Annotated in this window: 24 protein-coding genes and 3 pseudogenes; 20 read left to right on the top strand and 7 right to left on the bottom strand. The window is 59.7% G+C overall.

Annotated elements, in window-relative coordinates:
* The gene (locus tag NKI08_RS04570) at window positions 1-882 is read left to right on the top strand and encodes an SMP-30/gluconolactonase/LRE family protein (protein ID WP_352539233.1); all 882 of its coding nucleotides are present in this window, start codon (window positions 1-3) and stop codon (window positions 880-882) included.
* Window positions 883-1,228: 346 nt separating this feature from the next.
* On the opposite strand, the gene NKI08_RS04565 is transcribed toward NKI08_RS04570, so the two are convergent.
* Window positions 1,229-1,528: a hypothetical protein gene (locus NKI08_RS04565; protein WP_352767474.1), complete on the bottom strand. Its 300-nt coding sequence runs from the start codon at window positions 1,526-1,528 to the stop codon at window positions 1,229-1,231.
* 95 nt (window positions 1,529-1,623) lie between these two features.
* On the bottom strand, window positions 1,624-2,379 hold the full coding sequence (locus NKI08_RS04560; protein ID WP_352503877.1) for an SDR family NAD(P)-dependent oxidoreductase: 756 nt from the start codon (window positions 2,377-2,379) through the stop codon (window positions 1,624-1,626).
* Between the two features lie 190 nt (window positions 2,380-2,569).
* Here NKI08_RS04560 and NKI08_RS04555 point away from each other — a divergent pair, with 190 nt between their 5' ends.
* From NKI08_RS04555 to NKI08_RS04530, 6 genes are all read left to right on the top strand, one after another.
* Window positions 2,570-3,142, top strand: a complete 573-nt coding sequence (locus NKI08_RS04555) for a L,D-transpeptidase (RefSeq protein ID WP_352503876.1) — start codon at window positions 2,570-2,572, stop codon at window positions 3,140-3,142.
* A 199-nt stretch (window positions 3,143-3,341) separates the two neighbouring features.
* A complete protein-coding gene (locus NKI08_RS04550) occupies window positions 3,342-3,476 on the top strand; it encodes an ABC transporter (protein WP_352503875.1) in 135 nt (44 codons plus the stop codon).
* 139 nt (window positions 3,477-3,615) lie between these two features.
* Entirely contained in the window at window positions 3,616-4,188 is a 573-nt protein-coding gene (locus NKI08_RS04545; RefSeq protein ID WP_352503882.1) for a hypothetical protein, read from the top strand.
* Window positions 4,189-4,388: 200 nt separating this feature from the next.
* Window positions 4,389-4,976, top strand: a complete 588-nt coding sequence (locus NKI08_RS04540; protein ID WP_352503881.1) for a protein-S-isoprenylcysteine O-methyltransferase — start codon at window positions 4,389-4,391, stop codon at window positions 4,974-4,976.
* An 11-nt stretch (window positions 4,977-4,987) separates the two neighbouring features.
* Window positions 4,988-5,767 (top strand): hypothetical protein, encoded by a 780-nt coding sequence (locus NKI08_RS04535; protein WP_352539231.1) that lies wholly within the window; start codon window positions 4,988-4,990, stop codon window positions 5,765-5,767.
* Window positions 5,764-6,654, top strand: coding sequence for an SDR family NAD(P)-dependent oxidoreductase (locus NKI08_RS04530; protein ID WP_352767471.1), 891 nt, complete (start codon window positions 5,764-5,766; stop codon window positions 6,652-6,654). Before NKI08_RS04535 ends, NKI08_RS04530 begins: the two co-directional genes overlap by 4 nt.
* Before the next feature lie 25 nt (window positions 6,655-6,679).
* Here the strand turns inward: NKI08_RS04530 and NKI08_RS04525 are convergent, their stop codons facing one another.
* Window positions 6,680-6,841 carry a hypothetical protein gene (locus tag NKI08_RS04525; RefSeq protein ID WP_352539229.1) on the bottom strand — a complete coding sequence of 54 codons (162 nt, stop codon included), beginning with the start codon at window positions 6,839-6,841 and terminating at the stop codon, window positions 6,680-6,682.
* Between the two features lie 101 nt (window positions 6,842-6,942).
* Here NKI08_RS04525 and NKI08_RS04520 point away from each other — a divergent pair, with 101 nt between their 5' ends.
* The 3 genes from NKI08_RS04520 to NKI08_RS04510 all read left to right on the top strand — a co-directional run bounded on the left by NKI08_RS04520 (window position 6,943) and on the right by NKI08_RS04510 (window position 8,795).
* The gene (locus NKI08_RS04520) at window positions 6,943-7,290 is read left to right on the top strand and encodes an ester cyclase (protein ID WP_352539228.1); all 348 of its coding nucleotides are present in this window, start codon (window positions 6,943-6,945) and stop codon (window positions 7,288-7,290) included.
* Window positions 7,203-7,568 (top strand): ester cyclase, encoded by a 366-nt coding sequence (locus NKI08_RS04515; RefSeq protein WP_352539474.1) that lies wholly within the window; start codon window positions 7,203-7,205, stop codon window positions 7,566-7,568. The genes NKI08_RS04520 and NKI08_RS04515 overlap by 88 nt, the downstream gene beginning before the upstream one ends.
* Window positions 7,569-7,892: 324 nt before the next feature.
* On the top strand, window positions 7,893-8,795 hold the full coding sequence (locus NKI08_RS04510; protein ID WP_352767468.1) for an ArdC family protein: 903 nt from the start codon (window positions 7,893-7,895) through the stop codon (window positions 8,793-8,795).
* 119 nt (window positions 8,796-8,914) lie between these two features.
* Here NKI08_RS04510 and NKI08_RS04505 read toward each other — a convergent pair whose 3' ends face one another.
* Window positions 8,915-9,250, bottom strand: a complete 336-nt coding sequence (locus NKI08_RS04505) for a hypothetical protein (protein WP_352767466.1) — start codon at window positions 9,248-9,250, stop codon at window positions 8,915-8,917.
* Between the two features lie 359 nt (window positions 9,251-9,609).
* On the opposite strand from NKI08_RS04505, the gene NKI08_RS04500 reads away from it, so the two are divergent.
* The 3 genes and pseudogenes from NKI08_RS04500 to NKI08_RS04490 all read left to right on the top strand — a co-directional run.
* Window positions 9,610-9,876 carry a hypothetical protein gene (locus tag NKI08_RS04500; RefSeq protein WP_352767464.1) on the top strand — a complete coding sequence of 89 codons (267 nt, stop codon included), beginning with the start codon at window positions 9,610-9,612 and terminating at the stop codon, window positions 9,874-9,876.
* A gap of 630 nt (window positions 9,877-10,506) precedes the next feature.
* Window positions 10,507-11,889, top strand: a complete 1,383-nt coding sequence (locus NKI08_RS04495; RefSeq protein ID WP_352539225.1) for an adenylate/guanylate cyclase domain-containing protein — start codon at window positions 10,507-10,509, stop codon at window positions 11,887-11,889.
* A 47-nt stretch (window positions 11,890-11,936) separates the two neighbouring features.
* A pseudogene (locus tag NKI08_RS04490) lies at window positions 11,937-12,167 on the top strand (hypothetical protein); the annotation flags it as partial.
* Between the two features lie 265 nt (window positions 12,168-12,432).
* On the opposite strand, the gene NKI08_RS04485 reads toward NKI08_RS04490, so the two are convergent.
* A complete protein-coding gene (locus tag NKI08_RS04485; RefSeq protein WP_352767462.1) occupies window positions 12,433-13,035 on the bottom strand; it encodes a hypothetical protein in 603 nt (200 codons plus the stop codon).
* Window positions 13,036-13,183: 148 nt separating this feature from the next.
* On the opposite strand from NKI08_RS04485, the gene NKI08_RS04480 reads away from it, so the two are divergent.
* The 5 genes and pseudogenes from NKI08_RS04480 to NKI08_RS04460 form a co-directional block, all read left to right on the top strand.
* The gene (locus tag NKI08_RS04480; RefSeq protein ID WP_352767886.1) at window positions 13,184-13,750 is read left to right on the top strand and encodes a hypothetical protein; all 567 of its coding nucleotides are present in this window, start codon (window positions 13,184-13,186) and stop codon (window positions 13,748-13,750) included.
* Window positions 13,747-14,436 (top strand): hypothetical protein, encoded by a 690-nt coding sequence (locus NKI08_RS04475; RefSeq protein ID WP_352767460.1) that lies wholly within the window; start codon window positions 13,747-13,749, stop codon window positions 14,434-14,436. The genes NKI08_RS04480 and NKI08_RS04475 overlap by 4 nt, the downstream gene beginning before the upstream one ends.
* An 8-nt stretch (window positions 14,437-14,444) precedes the next feature.
* Window positions 14,445-14,638 (top strand): annotated as a pseudogene (locus NKI08_RS04470) (LysR substrate-binding domain-containing protein); the annotation flags it as partial.
* 217 nt (window positions 14,639-14,855) lie between these two features.
* Window positions 14,856-17,606 carry a TM0106 family RecB-like putative nuclease gene (locus NKI08_RS04465; RefSeq protein ID WP_352767458.1) on the top strand — a complete coding sequence of 917 codons (2,751 nt, stop codon included), beginning with the start codon at window positions 14,856-14,858 and terminating at the stop codon, window positions 17,604-17,606.
* A gap of 10 nt (window positions 17,607-17,616) precedes the next feature.
* A pseudogene (locus NKI08_RS04460) lies at window positions 17,617-17,697 on the top strand (ParA family partition ATPase); the annotation flags it as partial.
* 60 nt (window positions 17,698-17,757) lie between these two features.
* Here the strand turns inward: NKI08_RS04460 and NKI08_RS04455 are convergent.
* Both NKI08_RS04455 and NKI08_RS04450 read right to left on the bottom strand, forming a co-directional pair.
* Window positions 17,758-18,024, bottom strand: a complete 267-nt coding sequence (locus tag NKI08_RS04455) for a conjugal transfer protein TraD (protein WP_352767456.1) — start codon at window positions 18,022-18,024, stop codon at window positions 17,758-17,760.
* A gap of 1 nt (window position 18,025) precedes the next feature.
* Window positions 18,026-18,352, bottom strand: coding sequence for a conjugal transfer protein TraD (locus NKI08_RS04450; RefSeq protein WP_352767454.1), 327 nt, complete (start codon window positions 18,350-18,352; stop codon window positions 18,026-18,028).
* 172 nt (window positions 18,353-18,524) lie between these two features.
* On the opposite strand from NKI08_RS04450, the gene traA reads away from it, so the two are divergent.
* Window positions 18,525-21,515, top strand: a complete 2,991-nt coding sequence (gene traA, locus NKI08_RS04445; RefSeq protein ID WP_352767452.1) for a Ti-type conjugative transfer relaxase TraA — start codon at window positions 18,525-18,527, stop codon at window positions 21,513-21,515.
* A 130-nt stretch (window positions 21,516-21,645) separates the two neighbouring features.
* Entirely contained in the window at window positions 21,646-21,843 is a 198-nt protein-coding gene (locus NKI08_RS04440) for a helix-turn-helix transcriptional regulator (RefSeq protein WP_352767450.1), read from the top strand.
* Window positions 21,844-22,072: the final 229 nt, after the last annotated feature.

Below are 22,072 nucleotides of genomic sequence, written 5' to 3'. Positions count from 1 at the left end.
ATGGTCGAAATCACCTGTGTCGTCGATGCCAGGGCCGAGCTCGGCGAAGGCACGCTCTGGGACCCCAAGGCCGGCGTGCTGTGGTGGATCGACATCTGGAAGAAGCTGATCCATCGCTACGATCCATCGACCGGCAAGGACGAGGTCTTCGAGACGCCGGAATATCTCGGCTGCCTTGGCCTGCGCGAGAAGGGCGGCCTGGTGCTGACCATGACAAACGGCTTCCATTTCTTCGACCCGGCAACCGGCAGGTTCGAGGCGATCGTCGACCCGGAAGCGCATATGCCGAAGACCCGCTTCAACGACGGCAAGCCGGACCGCCAGGGCCGCTTCTGGTCGGGCTCGATGTTCGAGGTGCCGGGCCAGCCGATCGAATTCATCGGCGCGCTCTACCGGCTCGATCCAGACCTTTCGGTCCACAAGATGATCGACGGCATCGGATGCTCCAACGGGCTCGCCTGGAGCCCGGATTCGAAAACCATGTATTTTTCCGACAGCCATGCCGGCGCGGTGTGGGCCTATGATTTCGATGCCGCCACCGGCGAGATCGAGAACCGCCGCACCTTCATCGACATGAGGGCGACCGGCGGCGTCGCCGACGGTGCCACCGTAGATGCCGAAGGCTGCTACTGGGTGACTATCCCAGTGACCGCCAAAGTCTGCCGCTATGATCCCGACGGCGAACTGATGGAAACCGTGATCTTGCCGACCGACCTGCCGACCTGCTGCGAATTCGGCGGCAAGGACCTCGATATCCTCTACGTCACCTCTGCCGTACTCCGGCGTCCGGCCAGTCACTTCGTCCGCCAGAAGCATCCGGGCGGATTGTTCGCGCTCGATGTCGGCGTCAAGGGCCTTATCTTGCCGGCGTTCAAGGGCTGACCCGCTTTGGCTAAACAGCCGGCATGACCAGCGGTGTCTCGAACTTGCGTATCAAAGGCGACATCAGGACATCTGCTTGGTAAAGACCGCTTACGGCGCCTCTGCGACGTTCGTTGGCACCACCAGATAGCAGGCTCGGCCCCTGAAATCATTGAAGATTTTTGGACAGGGCGCTACCAAAGTTTCAGTTTTTGTTGTTATTTCAACAGCTTATCCGTAGGGTGGTAGCGGGAGAGGGATACCGCCAATACAGTGCTGCTACTGAATTCACTTGCTAAATTGAGTCCCTGCGCCTGTTGGCGGTTCGAATCGCGTGCTGTGCGCCACTTTACGATTTTGCGCGATTTCATACCCTGCCGCGGACGGATGCCGCATCACGCCGCCGACAGCCGCACGTGGAACTTGCTGTCGGTTGCCGAAGATTGTGGCAATCCGGACAGACCCGTCGAAACAGGGTGTAGGCTTCCGCCTCCTGGGTCACAACCGCTGTTTGCAGGGTGGCCATGATCTTCTTGCCGTCGTCGATCGACAGGCCCAGGTCTCCTTCACGCAGACGCTCATCGCTTTTGTCGATCCGGACCTCTCGGCGACAGATGTCGCCGAATTCGTTCGTCCCTTCGATCGAAATCGCCCACTCCATTCCCATCACTACCTCCGAAACCAAAGAGATGGTGATGGCCCAGTCGACGCTAACAAATCGTGGCCGCGCTCACCCCAGAGAAGTTACCGGTCTCCACTGCACTAATGGGCGGTGTAAGCTCCGTCCACCAGATGGTAGCTCCCAGTGATAAAGCTGGCCTGGTCGGACAGCAGGAAGCACACAAGAGCCGCTACCTCTTCCGGTTTCCCGCGCCTGCCCATCGGCTGAAGACCCGCCATGCGCCGGCTGGCTAATGCCTCCATTTGCTCCGATAAAAGAGGCGTTTCGATCCAGCCGGGGCCGACGACATTGATCCGGATGCCCATCCTAGCATATTCAATCGCCGCAACCTTGGTTAATCCAACGACCCCGTGTTTCGCTGCCGTGTAAGCGGACGCAGTTGGCAAGCCGACGGAACCGAGAACAGAGGACATGTTCACGATGGCACCTCCGCCTCGATCCAGCATCGCGGCGATTTCGTACTTCATGCTGTAGAAAACGCCATTGAGATTAACGTTTATCAGTTTGTGCCAGTTGTCGAGCGGATAGTCTGCCGTTGCTTTTCGAATGCCGTCGATACCTGCATTGTTTACCGCCATATCCAGTCCGCCGCATTTCTGGACAGTGAACTCGATCAGCTTTTCCACTGCTGCCGCATCCGTGACATCTACCGCAAAGTCGTAGGCCCTGCCTCCTTGCGAGCTTATTTCGGCGGCTGTGCAGCGCGCGGCCTCGGCATCAAGGTCGGCGACAACAATCTCGGCTCCTTCTTGCGCGAGTTGCCGTGAAACAGCCGCACCTATTCCGGAGCCTGCGCCGGTCACAATCGCGACTTTACCATGGAAGTCAGGCTTCATCGGCTCTGTCCTATGCCATTTCTGACATAACCGAACAGAGGCAGACGGTCATCGCAAGAAGTTTCGCTCCAATTCGCTTGTTTAATCCTGTGAATTCATTTTTGCCACCACACAGCGAGACTTGGCCCGCAGGCCTCGGAATGGTAGAGACGAGGGCGGCGGTAGATGACCAGTTTCCTAGCAGGTACAAATGGAAGAACACCACATTGCGCGCCGGGGGCTCGTGCTGGGTAGTCTGGCTCTGATGATCTCCGGATGCACGTCGATTTCATCCGCGTTCGGACCAAGGCGTGGCCTGAATCCTCGTTACCGACGGCAGCATGTGCGGTACGACGGAAACGAGCCGGCCGGAACGATCGTCGTCGATACTTCGCACCGTTTTCTCTATGCCGTCGAGTCTGACGGGTGGGCGACGCGCTACGGCGTTGGCGTCGGCGAGCAGGGACTTTCCTTCAAGGGTACAGCGACCGTCGGCCGCAAGGCGGACTGGCCGTCGTGGACACCCACCGCCAGCATGATGCAGCGCAAGCCGCGCCTGGTGCAGTATGCAGGGGGGGTCCCTGGCGGACCAAACAACCCGCTTGGTGCGCGTGCCCTTTATCTCTATCGAGACGGGCGCGACACCCACTTCCGGATACATGGTACAAACGAGCCATGGACGATAGGCACAGCGGTATCGAACGGGTGCATCCGTATGATAAATGACGACGTCATTGACCTCTACGACCGTACTCCTTTGGGCACGACGGTGGTGGTTGTTTGATGGTGGGCAGGCCTGATCTTCGTTGGATGGTGAACCCTGCCAGCACGTCACCGCAAAGGTGCCGCCGGCAACCGGGTGCCAACTGTGTCATTTCTGCACTAGGCGTTGGTGTAGATCGCAGCTAACTTCGTGGGGCTGCATATCGTTTTAGTTGTGGCGATTCCATAGGCTATTCCGCCCCCGGGGAAAGGATTGCTTGATGAACAGGATATTGATTGCAATGGTTGCTGTGCTCGCCGTTGCCAGCCTGAGCGGCTGCGCGAACGACTGGATCGGCAAAGGAAAGGGTAAGGCTCCGGCACCCGCTCCGGTAGAGCAACCAGTGATTAAGTAAGGACCGGCTTGTATGGGGAAGGGGTGCCAAGCCCTTCCCCATACATACGCAGCCGGGGCTTTGGCCGGCTTCATAGCGGTTGGCGAGCATAGGCCGTTATTAGGTCTGTGCTTTGTGAAGTTCGGGAATGGACGCGGCGATGACGCTTCTAAGTAGCCGTCTCTTGCTTGTGGCGTTGGTGGCCCTCCCGGCAGCGGCATGTCAGACGAAAGACCTGCCGCCCCAGCCGAATTTCGTATCTTATGCCGATGGCGGAGCTGCGCCTCAAAAAAACGACGAGCGGTACTTCATCGAGTTCCGCTCCCGCTACGCCCTAAGCTACGGCCACACCTACGCAGTTTTTGGGCGCCTGGACCGGGCCGGGAGAATGATCGATCCCCAAGTCGCGGGCCTTCACCCGGCTTCGAACAGTGCGGTTCCCTATGTTCTGGGCCATATCGTGCCGGTGCCAGCCGAAACCGGGTGGAGCGACGGTGATCTGGAAGAACCATACAGATCCGCAAGCTGGCAAATCATATTGACCCGGGCCGAATACGACAAAGTCGTTGCCTACATCCGCAAGCTGCAGGCGAGCTCGCATGTCTGGCAGGCGACGGTCTTGAACTGCAACGGCTTCGTGGCGGACATCGCTCATTCCATGGGATATAAGACTCCCGCCATTCAGCTCCGGCCGCAACAATTCATAACCGAGCTTCGGGAGATGAATACATAACCAAGATTCGAGGGATGAATGGGACCGAATGCGATCGGTACTGCCCCTCCGGCTTTCGCGTCTGCGGACTAACTCGGAGAGGATCGCTGCGCCTGAAGGTCGGCCGGTGACGAAATCGAGACGATGGGTGAAGTGGCCATACTCAGGGGCAGCTGCTACAGTCGCGATCGCAGAAAGGGCGCTGGTGACCTGAAGTGAGCATTGCGGCAGCCTCACTTGGCGAGGTCATTTGGGTGATCGGCATCGTTGCTTGGTACGTGATTCGGTATCCCTTCGAGCGCCGGGCAAGGCGCGTGCGAATTGTAACTGGCTACCGCTCACGTTCCGACATCGTCGGGCTTGCATCTGCTCTGTTTGGCCTCGCAATCCTGCCTGCCTTCTATGTTGTCACCGGCATGCCCGCAGCGGCTGACCACCCGGCCAGCGTTTGGGCCGTGGCTCTCGGCACAATCATCTTCTGCTCCGCGCTATGGGTTTTTCGCAGATCCCATAAGGAACTTGGCCGGAACTGGTCGATTACGCTGGAGATTCGCGAACGGCATGAACTCATCTGCGCCGGACCATACGCTTTGGTCCGCCACCCGATGTATACCTCGTTCCTGCTCATGGGCCTCGGCCAGGTCTTTTTGCTGGCGAACTGGATTGCGGGCATATCGGGTTTGATTGGGTTCGCAGTCCTTTTCCTGCTGAGAGTGGACGAGGAAGAGCGTATGATGCTGGAGAATTTCGGCCCGCAATACCGTGCCTATATGGAAAAGACCAAGCGAATAGTCCCTTATCTTTATTAGAGGTACGTTTTATGCGAGGCCGAGCCCTCAAGCTTTCCGCGCCCCGGCGCCTTGTTGGCGATCTGATGAGGTTTTCGATCGGCGTGCCACGGGTCGCGGTGCAGCGTCAGATGAACCTCAGCCCACTCGTAAGGGCTAGAATGGCGCAGCAGACCAGGCCCTCCTGGACCGCGATCTTCCTGAAAGGATATGCGCTTCTTGCCCTAGAGATGCCGGAGCTGCGGCGCGCCTATGTCAAGTTGCCCTGGCCGCAGCTTTATGAGTATCCGGCAAGCGTAGCCTCGATTGCCCACGAGCGCGAATATGATGGCGAGCCGGCCGTTCTGCTGAGCTGCATCAAGTGCCCGGAGCGCTACTCCATCACGGAACTTGAGGGATCCATCCATGCGGCTCGATCACGGCCGATCCTGGAGGTCCCGGAGTTTCGGCGTGCCTTGCGGGTGGCAGGTGCGCCCGCGCCAGTCAGGTGGCTGCTTATGTGGCTAGGGTTGAACATCGCCCGGCAAAGGGCAAATTACTTCGGTACCTTCCAACTGTCGGTCTATTCTGGTCTCGGTGCGGAATCACTCAACCCGCTGACACCACTGACCACGCTTCTGAACTACGGTCCGATCGGCAAAGACGGATCGGTGAATGTCCGCATCCACTACGATCACCGGGTCATGGATGGAGCGAACGTCGCACGAGCACTGGAGAGATTCGAAAAGATCCTGAACGGCACTGTCGCCAATGAAGTGATGCTGCTCGGTCAAGGAGTTTCCGCTCCTGCAAGACAGAGGAACGCGACGTGATTTCGCACGGTGAATACCGGCCAGCTATCGTCGTGATTGGCGGCTCGGGTGGAATTGGCCGGGCGATTGCGAGCGTCGCGGCAAGGGAGCGCGGTGCGGTTGTGCTGGTTGCCCGCTCGCCCGAGGGTTTGGCCGCCGCGGCGTCTGAGGTTAGGGAGGCGGGCGGCGAGGCATTCACGCTCGAGTTGGATCTCGTGGCAGGCGATGCGCCGACGCGCATGGAGGGCTTTCTGTCCACACACGGCCTGGTCTGTGATGTCCTGGTCAACAGCGCCGGCTATGGCCTGCGGGGCGCGACGACGGCGCTGCCTATTGATGATCAACTGGGCATCATCGATCTCAACATACATTCCCTCACAGAACTGACCCTCCATTTTCTGCCGGGAATGGTGGCGCGCCGACGGGGCGGGGTGCTCAATCTCAGTTCCGTGGCCGGGTTCGTTCCCGGGCCTTATATGGCTCTGTACTTCGCCAGCAAAGCTTTCGTGCGCTTCTTCTCAGAGGCGCTTCACCAGGAATTGCGCCGAACCGGTGTGACGGTCACATGCGTTGCACCAGGCCCGGTGTCGACGGAGTTTCTCGCAAGATCAGGCGCCAATCAGACGGCGCTCTTCAACATCTTGCCCAAGGTGGATCCGGAGTATGTGGCCGAACGGGCGTGGCGAGGGTTCAAATCCGGTCGTCGCCTCGTCGTACCGGGAATCTCGGGCAAGTTGGCTGCCCTTGCGGCAGCGCTCCTGCCTTCAGCAGCGCTGCTGCCCCTGGTCGGCCGGCTGCAACTCGGCGGCAATGATCAATGTCCTTGCGGTTCAGGTATGAAGTTCAAGAAATGCTGCGGTACCCGCCAGATTCAGCTACGCCGGGGCCCTCGGGGAATTATCCCCTGAAGGACCAGCACGCCCGCTCGCTATTTCAGAAGTCGCCGATGGTCTTGGCAACGACCAAACGCTTTCCACCTGAACCGTTGCTGCGCTCGTGCATGAAGTCCCTCTCGGCCAGCGAGACAAAAGCCAAACCTTCCAGACCTACCGCCCTCCAAGCGACCGCCTCTCGGCGTGGCCAGCGCTCGTTCATCTACTCGACTCTTCGAGTCACAGGCGGCTCAGCACGGTCACTGCCGACGATGCAGCCTGCCAGCGAATGGAACCGGGTACAGCAGCCCATGTCCGATTCTGATGCCAATAAAGCCATCGTCCGCCGCTATTTCGATATGTTCCGGTGATCTGACCCAGCTCGCCGACATTGTTTCGCAGGACTATGGTGACAAGCTGAATGAACAATCCTCTGGCATCGACGTCATCCGCGGCTATCTCGAGGGCCTAAAGTCCAGCTTTCCCGATTTCACTTGGACCATCGAGCAGATCATCGGCGAGGGCGATCGGGTGGCGGTCATGAATCGCGTCAGCGGCACCCAGGTGAAAATGACTTCGGTGAGATCAAGGCGACCGGCAATCGCGTCGATTTCGCTGCTTTTCAATTCTATCGGATCGCCGACGGAAAGCTCGCCGAGCACTGGGAGGTAGCCGACTTCGCCAAGTTCCAGGAGCAGCTGACCGCCAAGCCGCCAGGGAGTGCCTTCAATGCTTTTCATGCCTTGGCAGTTATCTTAAACTTCCACCGATTGCGCCGCACTTCCTCAGCTACACCAATGCCAGCTTTCCCGTACGCAGTGACCTCGCATGGCCTCAGGGAAGGCGCATGCGGCGCAGCAAAAACCGGAACAGCGACCGAACCCGATTACGGCGCCGGATTCTGGGCGCGTACTGCTTCGCTGAAGCTACGCAGGACCGGGCTCTCGTAAACCGAACTCCGGCTTCGCCACGCTACGCCGGGATTTCGGCCATCCGGCTTCCATCCCTCGCGCAAGCACGCCCTTTCAGGCCGTGACCTGAACGGGCCGTTTCGGCCCGTGCAACCTTTTCTCTTTTGATCCGGGGCTGCCGCCCCCTGCCGTCAAGGCCGGGCGCTATTCGCGTGAAAATCAAAGGCCGTGTGCTCACTCCGCTGTGGGCCGCACCACCCTTTGATTTTCAGCCTTGACCGCATTCCGCCCGCTCATTGGCGCGGGGCCTAGTCCGGTTGCAGCAGCAGCTGCTGCGCAACCGTAAACTAGGAGGAAAAACCAATGAAAGCAGATGTTTATGAGAAGGTGACGGCGAGCATTGTTGCCGAACTGGAACAGGGCCTGCGCCCATGGCTGAAGCCTTGGAACGCGGAGCACGCCGCCGGGCGGATTTCGCCGCCCTTACGTCATAACGGCGTGCCCTATCAGGGAATCAACATCATCATGCTTTGGTCGGTAGCCATGGCGCAGGGCTTTGCCGCGCCGATCTGGATGACCTTCAAACAGGCGCAAGAGATGGGCGCGCATGTCCGCAAGGGCGAGAGGGGCAATCTTGTCGTTTATGCCGACCGTATCCGCAGGACAGAGAAGGACGAAGCGACCGGCGAGGAGCAGGAGCGGGATATCCCGTTTATGAAGGGCTACACCGTCTTTAATGTCGAGCAGATCGAGGGCCTACCGGCGCAATTCTATGCCCCGGCGGAACAGCGCCTCGATCCGGTAGCACGCATCGAGCATGCGGAAACTTTCTTCGCCGCGCTGCGCGCCGATATCCGTCACGGCGGCAATCAGGCCTATTACAGCATGGGCAGCGACCATGTGCAGATGCCGCCGTTCGAGACCTTCCGCAATGCCGAAAGCTATTGCGCAGCGCTGGCGCACGAGTGCACGCACTGGACGCGCCACCCCTCGCGGCTGGAGCGGGATTTTGGCCGCAAGCGCTGGGGCGACGAAGGCTACGCGATGGAAGAACTCCTTGCTGAACTTGCTTCGATCTTCCTGTCCGCCGATCTCGACCTGACGCCCGAAACCCGGCCCGACCATGCCGCCTATATCGGCTCATGGCTGAAGGTGCTTAAGAACGACAAGCGGGCGATCTTCACCGCAGCCAGCCACGCGCAGCGCGCCGCGGATTTTCTTCACGGCTTGCAGGAAGAAGCCGGCTTGCTGGAGGCCGCGGAATGAAGCGGCCCGAGACCATCTGATGTGACCCCACCGTCGCACAAGGTCGGCGATAGCCTTCTGTTTCCTTCTGTCGACCTCAACCATGGTCGAGGATAGAACCTCCTGCCGAGAAGATTTGTTCATTGGTTCCTTGGAAGGCGGGAATGTTGGTAGAAATTTCTGAGCGGGATCGGATAACTGGCTGGCGCAAAGAGTGCCCTCTCGGGGTTGAACCAGTGGGTTGCCATGACGCTATTCGTGGAGGTCGAACGCGACAAACAGGCCAAAGGCTGGGCAATCTCTACAATAAGCTCGACCGGCGCGCAGTCACTTTCCACTTGCGGCCCGTCTCGGCGCACCACTGTAATGGTCTCTTTGACGGAGATGATTTGACCGCGACGGGCTTGTAGGATCAGCTCTTCAACAATCTCGTGGGCAGTCACGTTGCTGGGTCGCCCGTTCGTAAGAACGCTCATCCGAGGCCTCCACCTCAGCGATAACCCCGAGCTTGGCCCGCCGGGTCATGACAGGCACCTACGCCCAACTGCCCTTTCCGACCCCAGCGCCGGATCCCGATATGTGCCACGCGAGTCCTTGCTGTTGTTGTCCGGCTGTTTGCGCTTGTCACATGTCAATAGCCACAGCCGCGTGACCGCGATCCTGGTTCATTGAGGTCGAACGGTCCGTAAGAAACGCCCACTCCGAATCGTTCTTCCGCGCGCCTTTAACGAAATAATTGACAGTCCAACCGAAACGGCGCTCCGTCGTTCGACGGGATGGATCTTGGCACTTTTGGTTGATGCCGGGCCTTCGCCGTTACGATAGGGAGGATGCAATGCTGACAGTCATTGGCTACCATAACATCACAAAGGGCACAAAACACTGGCTCGACTCGCCGAAGCGCAAAGAGCTTTTTGGTCCGCTCGGCGTGACCAACATACGAACATTTGTAGATCCACAAAATCCGACTCGGGTGGCCGTTCTCATGGACGTTCCGGACATGGACGCCATGATGAAAGCTATGCAGAGCAAGGAAGCCGCGGATGCGATGGCCTTCGATGGAGTGGTTCCAGAGTCCTTGGTGATCCTGGTCGAATCGTAAAGGTGATTGCTCCGCTGGCCAAGCTTAGGTTTGGTCAGCGATGGTGCGGTTCCAGTCATTCTGGAAAGCGCCCATTGTTGGCGTAGAGCCCGCTGGCCACTGGCTTCAAGAGCGGGCCTGCGTCAGCGCCGACGTTGGTCTCGGTCGCGCCAAGGTCAGCCGCTACAGCTTGCGCAACCTAATGCCGGCTCAAGTCCGCAAATCAACTATTCCGCGCGTTCACGCTGGACTTCCGCTTGCCACCCCAGCCAGTCGTTATGCTCGTTTCGGGCTTGCTCCGGCTCATGTGTTTGAACCAGCGGGACGCGCCATTGACGGAAGTTCGACGATTAGAGCGAGATGATCCGCTTCCCGCGCTGATTGCGGGCGTACATCGTTGCTGCGTGGTTGTTGCATCTGGACTAAGCCCGATTCTGCTCTGCGAGGACACCAACACGATCCGCGCCGTGATGAACCCTCGTTGTCCGCTCAGCAAGCGGTCGCTGCCGATGCAAGCGGTCTTATGGTCCGGTCCCCGCAACGAAACCATTTCGGCTTCGTCGGTGCTCGAATTTTGCATGATTCTATTGCCTGAGCCGATTGGTGCTACACTGGCAAGCCAGTTAATGCGACGGACCTGTGTTCGGTGATATGACCAAAGTAACCGCTTTACCCGACAGAGTGGGTTTCGACGTGGCTGCAGATGAGACCTTGCTTGAGGCGGCTCTCAGATCGGGCGTGCCATTTGCCCACGCATGCGGCGGCAGGGCGAAATGCTCGACATGCCGCGTTTGGGTTCTCGACGGCATTGAGGCTTGCCCGGACCGGAATCCGGACGAAACCCTGATGGCGAACCGGTTGAGATTGGCCGATGAGGTTCGGCTGGCCTGTCAGCTCAGACCGGAAGGCGAGCTTCGCGTCCGACGCCTGGTGCTAGACGAAACCGACATGATGATCACCAGCCAGCTTGGCGCTTCTGCCGCGACGCGTTGCGGCGAAGCAAGGCATGTTGCGGTCTTCTTCAGCGACATTGTAGATTTCACAGCGCTGTCGGAGCGGCTTTCCCCCTACGACGTGATGTATCTGCTCAATCGTTACTTCGCCCAGGTCGGCGACATCATCGAGCAGAATGGCGGTTTCATCGACAAACTGATCGGCGATGGCCTCATGGCAATATTCGGCATCGACGACCAGCCCGACGCTCCGCTCCGCGCCGTGAACGCCGCACTTCAGACCCTCGCCACAGTTGATCGTCTGAAGCCGTTCTTTGCCTCGATGTATGGCATCGATTTCGATATTCGCATCGGCCTCAACTATGGCGAAGCCGTCATCGGCACATTGGGTTTTGCTGGACACAAACGTCTCACGGCCATCGGCGACATTGTAAATCTGGCCAGCCGGGTCGAGGCCGCCAATAAAGATGCCGGTACGCGATTGCTGATATCCGAGGCCCTCCGCGACCAGATCGCCGACAAGGTGGAAATCGGCGACTTCGTCAGGGTACGCCTTCGCGGTACCGGCGAGCGCACAAGCCTGTTCGAAATCGTCAGGCTGAAGCCCGAAATTGACGCCGAGCTGAATGCCAGACGGCCTCGCGAAACCATCCGTCAGGGCGGCAGGAGGTGGATTCGCGCTTTCGCCGAAGACGAGCTTCAGCCCCACGAACGCCGGATTCTCGATTTTGAAGATTACGACATCGTCGTCGTTCGCGGATCCGATAGCTATTGCGCCTTCAACAATGCCTGCCCGCATCTTCATCTGCCGCTCTACGAGCGCCGAAGTTCCGCTCAGGCCGAAAAGCTGAAGCTCCCACACATGGAGAGCACGATCACCGCAGATCTTGGCCTGGTCTGCCGCTGGCATCAGAGTTGTTTCGACCTGCTTACCGGCGAAATCAGGGAGTGGGCGAAGTTGGAGCACGATGGTACCAGGGCGGGCCTTGAATATTTGGGTGACATTTCGAAAAACCGCGCAAAGCTGATCGTATATCCCTGCCGAAAGCAGGACGGCTTTGTGTGGATCGGGCTCGAGTGAAAACGGTCCAATATTTCAGTTTTTCCGTCGCGGTCCCATGTCGCCCCTCTCTGAGGGACCTTCACTTTCTCAACTCTTCCGGCATCAACCTGCTGGCGAAATTTGCCATCGAGGTGCGCAAGCATCCCGATGTTCGACTCGTCGTGCGTGGAACGCCCGACATACCCTGGCAATCGAAAAATCGAAAATCAATGTCGAACCTGAAGAAGCGAAGAAGCGAAGAAGCGAAGAAGCGAAGAAGCGAAGAAGCGAAGAAGCTGCATCCCGCTCTGGACTGACCAGGCCCCGGACTGCGTGAGCTAGCGGCAATCCGGATGGCACATGCCAGTCGGACGGTGCAAGGCGCAAGTGCGCCGCACCGAGCGAGATATGTACGCCAAGATAAGTATTAGCCTGAATATCTCAAAGTGAGGGGTGCATCGGCCCCGAGAATCTGAGAAACTGCTTTTGCAACAAAGAGTCATCAGATCCAAGGACGGGGTCCGATGCACCCCTCACTTTGAGATATTCAGGCTAGCTGGTCGCTTGGGGCGGTGCTTCATTTTACCAGCCGGCTAGCTCTGGCAGATCGTCAAGCCAGCTTTTCTCTGGCATCGAGGCCTCGCCGGCTAGCGGCGCAGCCTCGGAGGCGTTGTGAATGAGCCAGTCCATCCACTTTCGATAAGCGGACGGTGCCAACTCGGGCGGCAGCACCTTGGCCTTGGCCAGCATGCGTTTGCGAAAACTGACTTGCCTGCGCAGTTTGATTGACGTGAACTTGATTGACTTGCCCTGGTATTCAACCGTCCAGCGCCCATCTCCGTGGCTGGTGAGCCTGTCGATGGCGAAATCGGCGTCGACCGGCCTGTCTCGCCAGGGAAGCTCGATGGCATTCTTCCTCAGATTGAGTGCCCATCGCCTGTAACTGGCCCCGGCACGCCGGGGCGGCAGCACGCCAGCCTGTTCGAGTATCTTCCTGCGGAAGGCAGGCTGCTTCTTGAGCTGGCCGGTCGACAGCTCGATGCGATGCTCACGGAATTCGACGTGCCAGCGGATCCTGCCATTGCCGAAATACTTCACCAACCTGTCTATGACGAACTCGTCATCGGAAAGCATCACGCACCCCTGCTTGATACTTTCGAAAATGTACTGGCTATCGGTGGGCATGACGCGCCTCGTGCAGGACCTTTCAGAAGCTCAGAGCTGCAAAAAATCAAGGGCCAATTTCTCCACCGGCGCGCGGCGTTGACAGTGCGGCCTGTCACATGGGTTAGTGTCCTCTGTCCGAGGACAAAGGACAGAAGCGATTACTATGATGAAGAGCCAGGATGTTGTCGTTCTGCTCAAGTTGGTGAGCTTGGAGGACGACGAGCAAAATATCGGTCATCAGCCGGCGCGGCAAGGGCTCGTGGGGGGAGAGGATCCTTATTCCGTCCGCGGCCTTGAGGCGGCGCTTGGGATCAGCAAGACCGAAGTCAGCGCCTCAATCAAGCGCAGTCTCGCATCTGGTATCGCGATCAAGGACAGGAAGACCGGTCGATCCAAGCCGAACCGGCGACAGCTGCGCGAATTCATCGTTCATGGCCTGAAATTCGTCTTTCCTGCAAAGCCGGGCACAATGCAACGCGGTCTACCTACGGCCTTTGCGGCACCTGTTCTTCGCAATTCCCTGCAAAGCGCCGGCAGCCTCATCAGCGTCTGGCCTTATGCTCGCGGTCAGGAAATGGGCCAGTCGGTCGAACCGCTCTTCAAAAGCGTGCCGGACGCTGCCGAGAAGGACGAGCGTCTCTACGCCTATCTCGCGCTCGTTGACGCCGTGCGTCTTGGCAATCAGCGCGAGGCCAATCTGGCCGCCAACTTGCTGGCAGAGAGGTTGGGATGACGGTCCAGGTTCAGCTGAAGACGGTCGCCGTTGCGATCGGCGACGAGCTTCGGGCGCGCCTGGTCTTTGTCGGCGGCTGCACGACAGCGCTCTATATAACGGATCCCATCACCCTGGAAGGGGTCAGGGCGACCGACGACGTCGACCTGATCGCTGATCTTGCCGGTTTCGCAGAATGCGCGGAACTAATGAATCGGTTGCGCGAGCGCGGCTTTTCCGAGTCGCCGGACGACAATGTCATCTGCCGCATGAAACTTGGCGACCTTAAGGTCGACTTCATGCCGGACGACGAGGCTATCCTCGGCTTCAGCAATCGCTGGTACGCCAAGGGGATTGAGACGGCGGTCCCAGCGGCGTTGGAGGAAACGCTCGTGATCCGACACCTCACGCCTCCTTTATTTGTCGCAACCAAACTGGAGACGTACCGCCGGCGCGGTGAAGCCGATCTCATCGGTAGCAGGGATGCTGAGGACATTCTCCTGCTCGTCGATGGGCGTGAGGAGCTCGTCGAGGAAATCGCCGGGGCCGAACTTGAGATCCGAATCTATATCGCAGAGCAAATTGCCGAGATGCTTGCCGACCCCAACTTCGACCATTTCCTCGAAGGAAACATTCGCGGACCGGCGGGCCGCGCCGACATCGTTTACGATCGCCTGGTCGCCATAAGCCACTTGGGCGCTCACTGAACATGGCCCTCGAAGGCATTGGGCTTGGCTTCTTCATGGAACAGAATGTGCGACCGACATCGAGGCAGGACGCCTCGTTCGCGTGCTGGAGGACCTGACACCCCCCTTCGCCAGGCTCTGCCTCTACTATCCGGGACGCCTCAACCCCTCGGCCGCTCTCAAGGCCTTCGTCGGCCTGGCCCGCGAGTTCGCTGCAAGATCAGAAGCGCGATCGTCTCCACGGACTCCGAAGCCGCTATATGAGATGGTTAGCGGTTGGGCCGGTAAGAATGTCGGCTTTCCGGAAATGAAAGGCGCTGCTCTGCGACGGCAAACTTTGAATCGACATTGTAATCTCTAGTGACGGCGGTGGCGACGAGCGGGTTTTCGGCAGCTGCCTCCTTTTGCGCTCACGATGCAGTTCGTATGGTTCGAACGAGATGGACGCGAATGGGAACATCAGTGCGGCAGTCTTTGCCGCCTACCAGAAATGCTCGACGAAAGCATATCTCATGGTGCATGGCGAGAAGTCGCCAGACAGCGTCTTCGCTGATACGCGCGGGTGCATTGCGGCCGAGTACAAAGCCAGGGTGAGCCAAAACCTTGGCTTTGGATCGACCAATAAGGTAGTATCATTCGATCACCTGCGGCTGACCGGCGTTTCCGCTGAGTGCATGTCCACCCTGCTCGTGGATTGTGAGACCACGTCGTACGGGTGCGACCTGCCTGTGCCCGTGCGGGTAGGCAGCCAGGCCGAGAGATCTGACCCTGGTCACGGCTATGTCCCGGTTGCTTTTTCTGCGTGGAACAAGCGTGACCGGTCCGACGATCTTCTCGTTTGTTTCGGGGCTATGGCGATCCAGCAGGCGATCGGAGGAGAAATTCCGTCGTGCGGAAAAGTCATTTACGGTGAAGGCTACTGCGGCAGGACCGTCAAGATTGCCGACCACCTCCCGAAAACGCGACAGATCGTCGAGGCAGTCGCATCGGCTTCTCTTGACAGAGAGCCGCCGCCGCTCGTCCTGAACAAGCATTGCGCAATATGTGATTTCCAGACGCGGTGCCGAGCCGTCGCTGTCGAACGGGAAAACCTGAGTCTCCTCGGAGCCATGACCGCAAAGGAACGGTCGCAAAACGGGGAAAAGGGCATTTCAACCATCACCCAGCTTTCCTATGGCTATCGTCCGCGACGCCGAAGGCGAATTAAGTCGACGGCTCCTCGTGCAAGCCCGCCGGTGAAACACGATCACAAGCTCAAGGCCCTCGCCATCAAGAAAGCTCAGACCCACGTCGTCGGTTCTCCAACGCTATCGATCCAAGGGATGCCAGTTTTCATGGACGTTGAGGGTGTTCCTGACCGGGACTATTATTACCTCATTGGCCTTAGATACGAAGCGGAAGGCATTCCTGTTGAGAAGTCCTTTTGGGCCGACGGGCCGGAAGGCGAGCGCGAAATCTGGCGGCAATGCCTGTGCGCCCTCAAGCTGGTCGAAAAACCGCAGATTGTGCATCACGGCGCATATGAAAGCCGCTTTCTCAAAGCCATGAGGGAGCGGTGGACGGCGTCAATTGAAGACGCCGACTTTCTCGATCAACTCATCGACGGGGCGGTGAACCTTCTGGGCTGCATCTACGGAAGAATCTATTTCCCCACCTACTCAAACGGTCTGAAGGACATCGCCCGGTGGCTCGGATTTGAATGGACCTGCTCACAAGCGTCAGGCAGCGCCGCTATGCTTATCCGGCGATGTTGGGAACTTACTTCCGACGAGAGCCTCCGGCGCGAGCTGATCGCATATAACATTGAAGACTGCCGTGCGGCCGAGCTGGTCGCCGAGGCCCTCGCTCGTATTTGCGGCACCAGCGAGTCCGGCGGCAAGACGAAGTTGGAAACCGTGAACGTCGAATCTCTGGAAGTCGGGTTCCAACGGCCCTTCGGGAAATTTCCCAGCGCACTGCCTGAATTCGAGAAGATCAACGCGGCCGCATACTGGGACTACCAGAGGTCAAAGGTCTATGTGCGAACCGATAAGGCGATACGGCGAACCATCGAGAACAGTGTGAAACCCGTCAAGAAGGTGGCCGTGGAAAAGGAGGTAACGGTCGATGATAAACCCGCGTGCTGTCCCAGATGCGGCGCATCGAAGATGTGGGTTGCCACACGCTTGTCCCAAACTGTTTTCGATCTGAAGTTTACGCGCCGTGGGATCAAGCGATGGGTCGTCCGGTACCGGTACAACAGCTATCGGTGCGGTGCCTGCAAGGCAGAAATGACGATCTATCAGAGGCGCTCGAAATATGGCCAGAACCTCTGCGCCTACATCATCTACCTTCTGATCGATATGCGCCTATCGCGCCAAAAGACAGCTGAGCACGTCGCCACTCTTTTCAATCTGTCGATAACGGCATCCGCGGTGCACAACGTGAAATCCGCGATGGCAAGGTATTACGAGCCAACGTATCGTTGGATCCTCGAACAGATCAGAAGCGGTCCCCTGGTAAATGCCGACGAGACCAAGGGCGTCGTATACGGTGGCGGCCATTACGTCTGGACATTCGCCAATCTGACGTCCATTGCCTACGTGTATTCGTCATCGCGCGAAGCATCGATATTAGACGAGGTGCTAGCAGGCTTTAAGGGCGTATTGGTCAGCGACTTCTACGGCGCATATGACGCGGTACCTTGCCAGCAGCAGAAATGCCTCATCCACCTAATGCGAGATATTAACGAGGATGTGCTCAAGCACCCGTTCAACGAAGAACTGACGTTCATCGCCACGCGGTTTGGTTCGCTGCTACGGGAAATCGTCGAAACCATCGATAGATACGGGTTAAAGAAGCGGAATCTCGGAAAGCACAAGCGGTCGGCCGAACGATTTCTCAATGACGTGGCGGAACTGCGATGTGCGACAGAGGTTGGGATAGCCCTGAAAAAGAGAATCGACAAGAACAAGGAAAAACTCTTCGCTTTCCTCGGTTATGACGGCGTTCCCTGGAACAACAATAACGCCGAGCACGCAGTTCGGGCGTTTACCCGTATTCGGAACGTGATGGCTTCTAGCACGCCGAAAGGTACAAACGAATACTGCGTTCTTTTGAGTGTGCAGCAGACATTACGATGCCGGGGTATTCGCTTTCTGGATTTCCTCCGATCTGGCAGGATTGAAGTCGAACCGTCTGTTTGTTCCTAGCCACACCATTGATCCGCCGGTGCTCGCCAGCACCATTGGCCAGCGCGTCGTCTTCGCTGACGCCGCGCAGTCCGGCCGGCTTGTCTTCGAGCGCGGCAAGCTGCGCGATGGGGGGCAGCGCTGCGATATTTGGGGTCTCCGCGGCCATCGGTCATGCCCGGTCTTGCTGTTCCTGCGCGACGGTAGGCATCTCTTCTTTCCGTTCCGCCTCGAACGCGATCTTCCCCAGCTTTGTCCAGACGCCGCGCGCATGTCTGCCGTCCTCGCTCTTGAGCTTGTCAGCCATCCAGAGTAGCGCGCCATAGATTGTGGCACGATCATCGCCGGTAAGGTCCACGATCCCGGCCTTGACGACGAGGCCGCCCAGTTCGATCAGGTGCCGCGTGCGCTTGCGGCGCTCGACCTGCCATGTGCGCATGTCATGCTGCGCCCGTGCCGCCTGGTAGCGGTTGCGCGCCGCCCGAGTCCGTCGCAGCGCCGCCAGCGTTACGCTCAGATGCCGAAGGAGATCGCCGCGCTCGGCTCTGGAAAAACGTCGCACCGCGTTTCGCCCATGCCTCCCGCTTTCCGGCTTCTTTGGTCTCGGCCAGCACGATCAGCGCACCCGCCAGTTCCTCGGCGCTGAGCGCATCGGCGCCGGTGGCGATCACCAGTTCGCCAAGCTGCTGCACCTTGCGGCTTTTGAGGTCTCGCGCCTTGTCTTCCAGCGCCTTCAGTTCCGCATCGAAGTCCCGTGGTTTGCGCATCGTCGTCTCCATGAGTTGTCGATGCAATGATGATAGGTGAGCACTTTGCCGAATGCTCCTGGGTTGCCGGGACGGCTCGGGACGGGCTGGTCGCTCCCGAGATTTTTTCGAGGGAGGGCGCGCTTATACGTCGTGCCGACGTGGGCTTTGTCATGCAAATGATCCGGTCGCGATGGCGATCTATCATCTTCACGTCAAGGTCATTGGCCGCAAGTCGGGCTCCAGCGCGGTGGCGTCCGCTGCTTACCGTTCGGCCTCGCGGCTGCGCGACGAGCGCCTTGATCGCAGCCAGGATTTTTCCGCCAAGCGCGGCGTCGTCCATTCCGAAGTCATGCTGCCGGAGAATGCGCCCGAAGCATGGAGGGACCGCGAACAGCTGTGGAACGATGTCGAGGCGTTCGAGGTCAGGAAGGATGCGCAGCTTGCCCGCGAGGTCGAATTCGCCCTTCCGCGCGAGATGAGCGAAGCGCAGGGCATCGAGCTTGCCCGCGACTTCGTGCAGTCGGAATTCGTGGAGCGGGGCATGATTGCCGATCTCAATGTGCATTGGGACATGGCAGAGGACGGCATGCCCAAACCCCATGCCCATGTCATGCTGACCATGCGCGCGGTTAACGAAAACGGCTTCGGCCAGAAGGTGCGGGACTGGAACCGCACGGAAATGGTCGAACGCTGGCGCGAACGTTGGGCCGAATTTGCCAATGAGCGCATGGCCGAACTCGACATAGACGCGTGCATCGACCATCGCAGCCTTGAAGCGCAGGGCATCGCGCTTGAGCCGCAAAGCCAGATCGGTGCGCCTGCGTATCGGATCGAGGATCAGGGGGCCGAAGCCGACCGCGCCGCGTTGCACCGCGAGATCGCGCGCGGCAATGGCGAACGCATCATCGCTAATCCCGACCTGGCGCTGGATGCGATCACGCATCAGCAATCGACGTTCACGCGCAGCGACATGGCAAAGTTCGCGCACCGGCACAGCGACGGGATCGATCAGTTCAACAAGGTGATGGACGCGATTCGCGGCGCGCCCGACCTGGTCGAACTCGGCAAGGACGGCAGGGGCGAGGATCGCTTCACCACCCGCCAGATGATCGAGGTCGAACAGCGTCTGCATGACGCTGCCGAACTCATGGCCGAGAGGGAACGCCATGAGGTAAGCGATACCGACAGGCAGGCGGCGTTGGCCCAAGCAGAAGCGCGCGGACTTGTGCTGTCGGGCGAGCAGGCCGACGCGCTGGCGCAGATCACGGACGGGCGCGATCTGGGGATCGTTGTCGGTTATGCCGGAACCGGCAAGAGCGCAATGCTGGGCGTGGCGCGGGAGGCATGGGAAGCGGCGGGCTATCAGGTCAGGGGCGCAGCACTTTCCGGCATCGCGGCAGAAAATCTCGAAAGCGGATCGGGCATCGCCTCGCGCACCATCGCCAGCATGGAACATGGTTGGGGACGTGACCGGGATAGGCTCACCACGCACGATATTCTGGTCGTCGACGAGGCGGGCATGGTCGGCACGCGCCAGTTGGAGCGGGTGTTGTCCCATGCTGCCGAGGCGGGAGCGAAGGTTGTGCTGGTCGGCGATCCGCAGCAGTTGCAGGCCATAGAGGCGGGCGCGGCCTTCCGCTCGATCCTCGACCGTCACGGCGGGGCAGAAATCGGCGCGGTGCGCCGCCAGCGCCAAGGCTGGCAGCGGGACGCCACGCGCGATCTGGCGACTGGCAGGGCCGACGCTGCGATCCATGCCTATGATGCGCATGGCATGGTGCATGAGGCCCAGACGCGCGAACAGGCGCGTGACGATTTGATCGACCGATGGGACCGCGACCGGCAGGAAGCGCCCCACGAAAGTCGCATCATCCTCACCCACACCAATGACGAGGTGCGCGCCCTTAACGAAGCCGCACGCGAATGGATGCGGGCGGCGGGCAACCTCGGTGCTGATGTGCGGACCACGGTGGAGCGCGGCAAACGGAGCTTCGCCAGCGGGGACCGCGTCATGTTCCTGCAAAACGAACGCGGCCTTGGCGTGAAGAACGGCACGCTCGGCGCCATCGAAGAGGTTAGCACGCGATCCATGTCGGTGCGCACCGACGACGGCCGCTCCGTGCGCTTCGACCTCAAGGACTACGACCGCATCGACCATGGCTATGCGGCGACCCTGCACAAGGCTCAAGGCATAACCGTGGACCACACCCATGTGCTGGCGACGCCTGGCCTGGACGCCCATGGCAGCTATGTCGCCCTGTCGCGGCACCGTGACGGCATGCACCTGCATTATGGCCGCGACGACTTTGCCACGCAGGACCGGCTTGTCCGCACCCTGTCGCGCGACCGGGCAAAGGACATGGCGTCGGATTACAGGCAGATCGATCCGGTGCAAGGCTATGCCGAGCGACGAGGCATCACCTTCCGCGCCCGTGTGGCCGAGATCGTCAAAAGGGTCGTCCCGGAAAAGCTGCGCGACAGGATCGGCGGTCTATTCGACGGCGTCCGCCTGCCCGCAGATGCTGCGCCTGGCCCGGAAGGTGGGAGGCCGGAACGGGAAAGCGCCGGAAAGGAGGCGTGGCGCGAAGCCGCTACGCCCGTCAGAGACGCCTCCGAGGATGGGGAAGCGGGGCTGCGCCACGCCCGAACCGACGCCCTCAAACGTCATGCCCGCGCCGTGTATGCCATATTCAGCAACGAAGACGCTGGCGGCAAGGCTGACCCGGCACAGATGCGCGAACTGACCGATGCCCGAAAAGCCTTCGAGGAGGTGCGCCCGCATGGCTGGCGCGATGCCAAGGCGGCTTACGCCAAGGACCCCGACCTTGCCCGCGAGGCAGGCGCTGGCAAGATTAACCGCGCTATCCGCGCCCTCCAGCTTGAAACCGAACTCCGCACCGATCCGGGCCGCCGCGCCGACCGCTTCGTGGAGCGCTGGCAAAAGCTCGATCAGACCAGCCAACGGCAGTATCAGGCGGGCGACATGTCCGCCTACAAGGCTACGCGGTCGGCGATGGGCGACATGGCCAAAAGCCTCGACCGCGATCCGCAGCTTGAATCCCTCCTCGCCAACCGCAAGGCCGAGCTTGGCATCGAGTTAGAAGCGGGCCGCCGCCTCGGCGCGGAACTCGCCTTTACGCACGGCATCGATTTTGGCAGGGGCCGGAGCATCGGAATCTAGACCCGTCCGATTTACCGCCGTTTCCACGCCGCGCTACGACGCGGTGGCAAACCCTCTTGCGCGCCCGTATCGGCGCGCCCTGTCTGGTCTCAGCAATTGTCAGAAACGGCCAACAAGAGGCAGTGCAGCCATGCCGGAACCAGACCGTATCATTCGCCTTAAAACCATCCTTGCCCGGACCGGGCTGTCCCGGTCCACCATCTACCGCAAGATCGCCGAAGGCACCTTCCCGGCCCAGATCCGGATTAGCCTCAACGGCGCGGGCTGGCGGGAATCTGACGTCAATCGCTGGATCTCCAACCCCGTCTCCTGGCGGCCAAAAGAATGACTCCATTCTCGATGACTAATCGCCCGATTCAGGACGAAGTACGGTTGGTAGCAGTGCCAGAATGGCCCACGGACTGCCACGATATGGCCGCTTTGCGCCCAATGCACGAACCCGCTTCGCGGGAGGGGCGCCTCGTTCTGAGATGGCGCGACTGCCATTTTGACTTGAGCGGGTAGAGGGGTCGATCTGACCATGGAGTTCCCTTCAACGAGAGGAACTCGCCATGGCT

Origin of the sequence: Mesorhizobium sp. M0768 (assembly GCF_040320195.1) — a bacterium.
In the GTDB taxonomy this organism is placed as follows: Bacteria; Pseudomonadota; Alphaproteobacteria; order Rhizobiales; family Rhizobiaceae; genus Mesorhizobium.
This window is presented reverse-complemented; position numbering and strand designations above follow the sequence as displayed.

Coding starts and splice junctions, on each gene's coding strand:
- NKI08_RS04480 (WP_352767886.1), top strand. CDS start 13,184: ATGAAGAGCCAGGATGTTGTCGTTCTGCTCAAGTTGGTGAGCTTGGAG.
- NKI08_RS04450 (WP_352767454.1), bottom strand. CDS start 18,352: ATGCGCAAACCACGGGACTTCGATGCGGAACTGAAGGCGCTGGAAGAC.
- NKI08_RS04555 (WP_352503876.1), top strand. CDS start 2,570: ATGGAAGAACACCACATTGCGCGCCGGGGGCTCGTGCTGGGTAGTCTG.
- NKI08_RS04475 (WP_352767460.1), top strand. CDS start 13,747: ATGACGGTCCAGGTTCAGCTGAAGACGGTCGCCGTTGCGATCGGCGAC.
- NKI08_RS04550 (WP_352503875.1), top strand. CDS start 3,342: ATGAACAGGATATTGATTGCAATGGTTGCTGTGCTCGCCGTTGCCAGC.
- NKI08_RS04505 (WP_352767466.1), bottom strand. CDS start 9,250: ATGAGCGTTCTTACGAACGGGCGACCCAGCAACGTGACTGCCCACGAG.
- NKI08_RS04560 (WP_352503877.1), bottom strand. CDS start 2,379: ATGAAGCCTGACTTCCATGGTAAAGTCGCGATTGTGACCGGCGCAGGC.
- NKI08_RS04535 (WP_352539231.1), top strand. CDS start 4,988: ATGCGAGGCCGAGCCCTCAAGCTTTCCGCGCCCCGGCGCCTTGTTGGC.
- NKI08_RS04520 (WP_352539228.1), top strand. CDS start 6,943: ATGCCAATAAAGCCATCGTCCGCCGCTATTTCGATATGTTCCGGTGAT.
- traA (WP_352767452.1), top strand. CDS start 18,525: ATGGCGATCTATCATCTTCACGTCAAGGTCATTGGCCGCAAGTCGGGC.
- NKI08_RS04495 (WP_352539225.1), top strand. CDS start 10,507: ATGACCAAAGTAACCGCTTTACCCGACAGAGTGGGTTTCGACGTGGCT.
- NKI08_RS04455 (WP_352767456.1), bottom strand. CDS start 18,024: ATGCGCACATGGCAGGTCGAGCGCCGCAAGCGCACGCGGCACCTGATC.
- NKI08_RS04440 (WP_352767450.1), top strand. CDS start 21,646: ATGCCGGAACCAGACCGTATCATTCGCCTTAAAACCATCCTTGCCCGG.
- NKI08_RS04525 (WP_352539229.1), bottom strand. CDS start 6,841: ATGAACGAGCGCTGGCCACGCCGAGAGGCGGTCGCTTGGAGGGCGGTA.
- NKI08_RS04500 (WP_352767464.1), top strand. CDS start 9,610: ATGCTGACAGTCATTGGCTACCATAACATCACAAAGGGCACAAAACAC.
- NKI08_RS04465 (WP_352767458.1), top strand. CDS start 14,856: ATGGACGCGAATGGGAACATCAGTGCGGCAGTCTTTGCCGCCTACCAG.
- NKI08_RS04570 (WP_352539233.1), top strand. CDS start 1: ATGGTCGAAATCACCTGTGTCGTCGATGCCAGGGCCGAGCTCGGCGAA.
- NKI08_RS04485 (WP_352767462.1), bottom strand. CDS start 13,035: ATGCCCACCGATAGCCAGTACATTTTCGAAAGTATCAAGCAGGGGTGC.
- NKI08_RS04510 (WP_352767468.1), top strand. CDS start 7,893: ATGAAAGCAGATGTTTATGAGAAGGTGACGGCGAGCATTGTTGCCGAA.
- NKI08_RS04565 (WP_352767474.1), bottom strand. CDS start 1,528: ATGGGAATGGAGTGGGCGATTTCGATCGAAGGGACGAACGAATTCGGC.
- NKI08_RS04545 (WP_352503882.1), top strand. CDS start 3,616: ATGACGCTTCTAAGTAGCCGTCTCTTGCTTGTGGCGTTGGTGGCCCTC.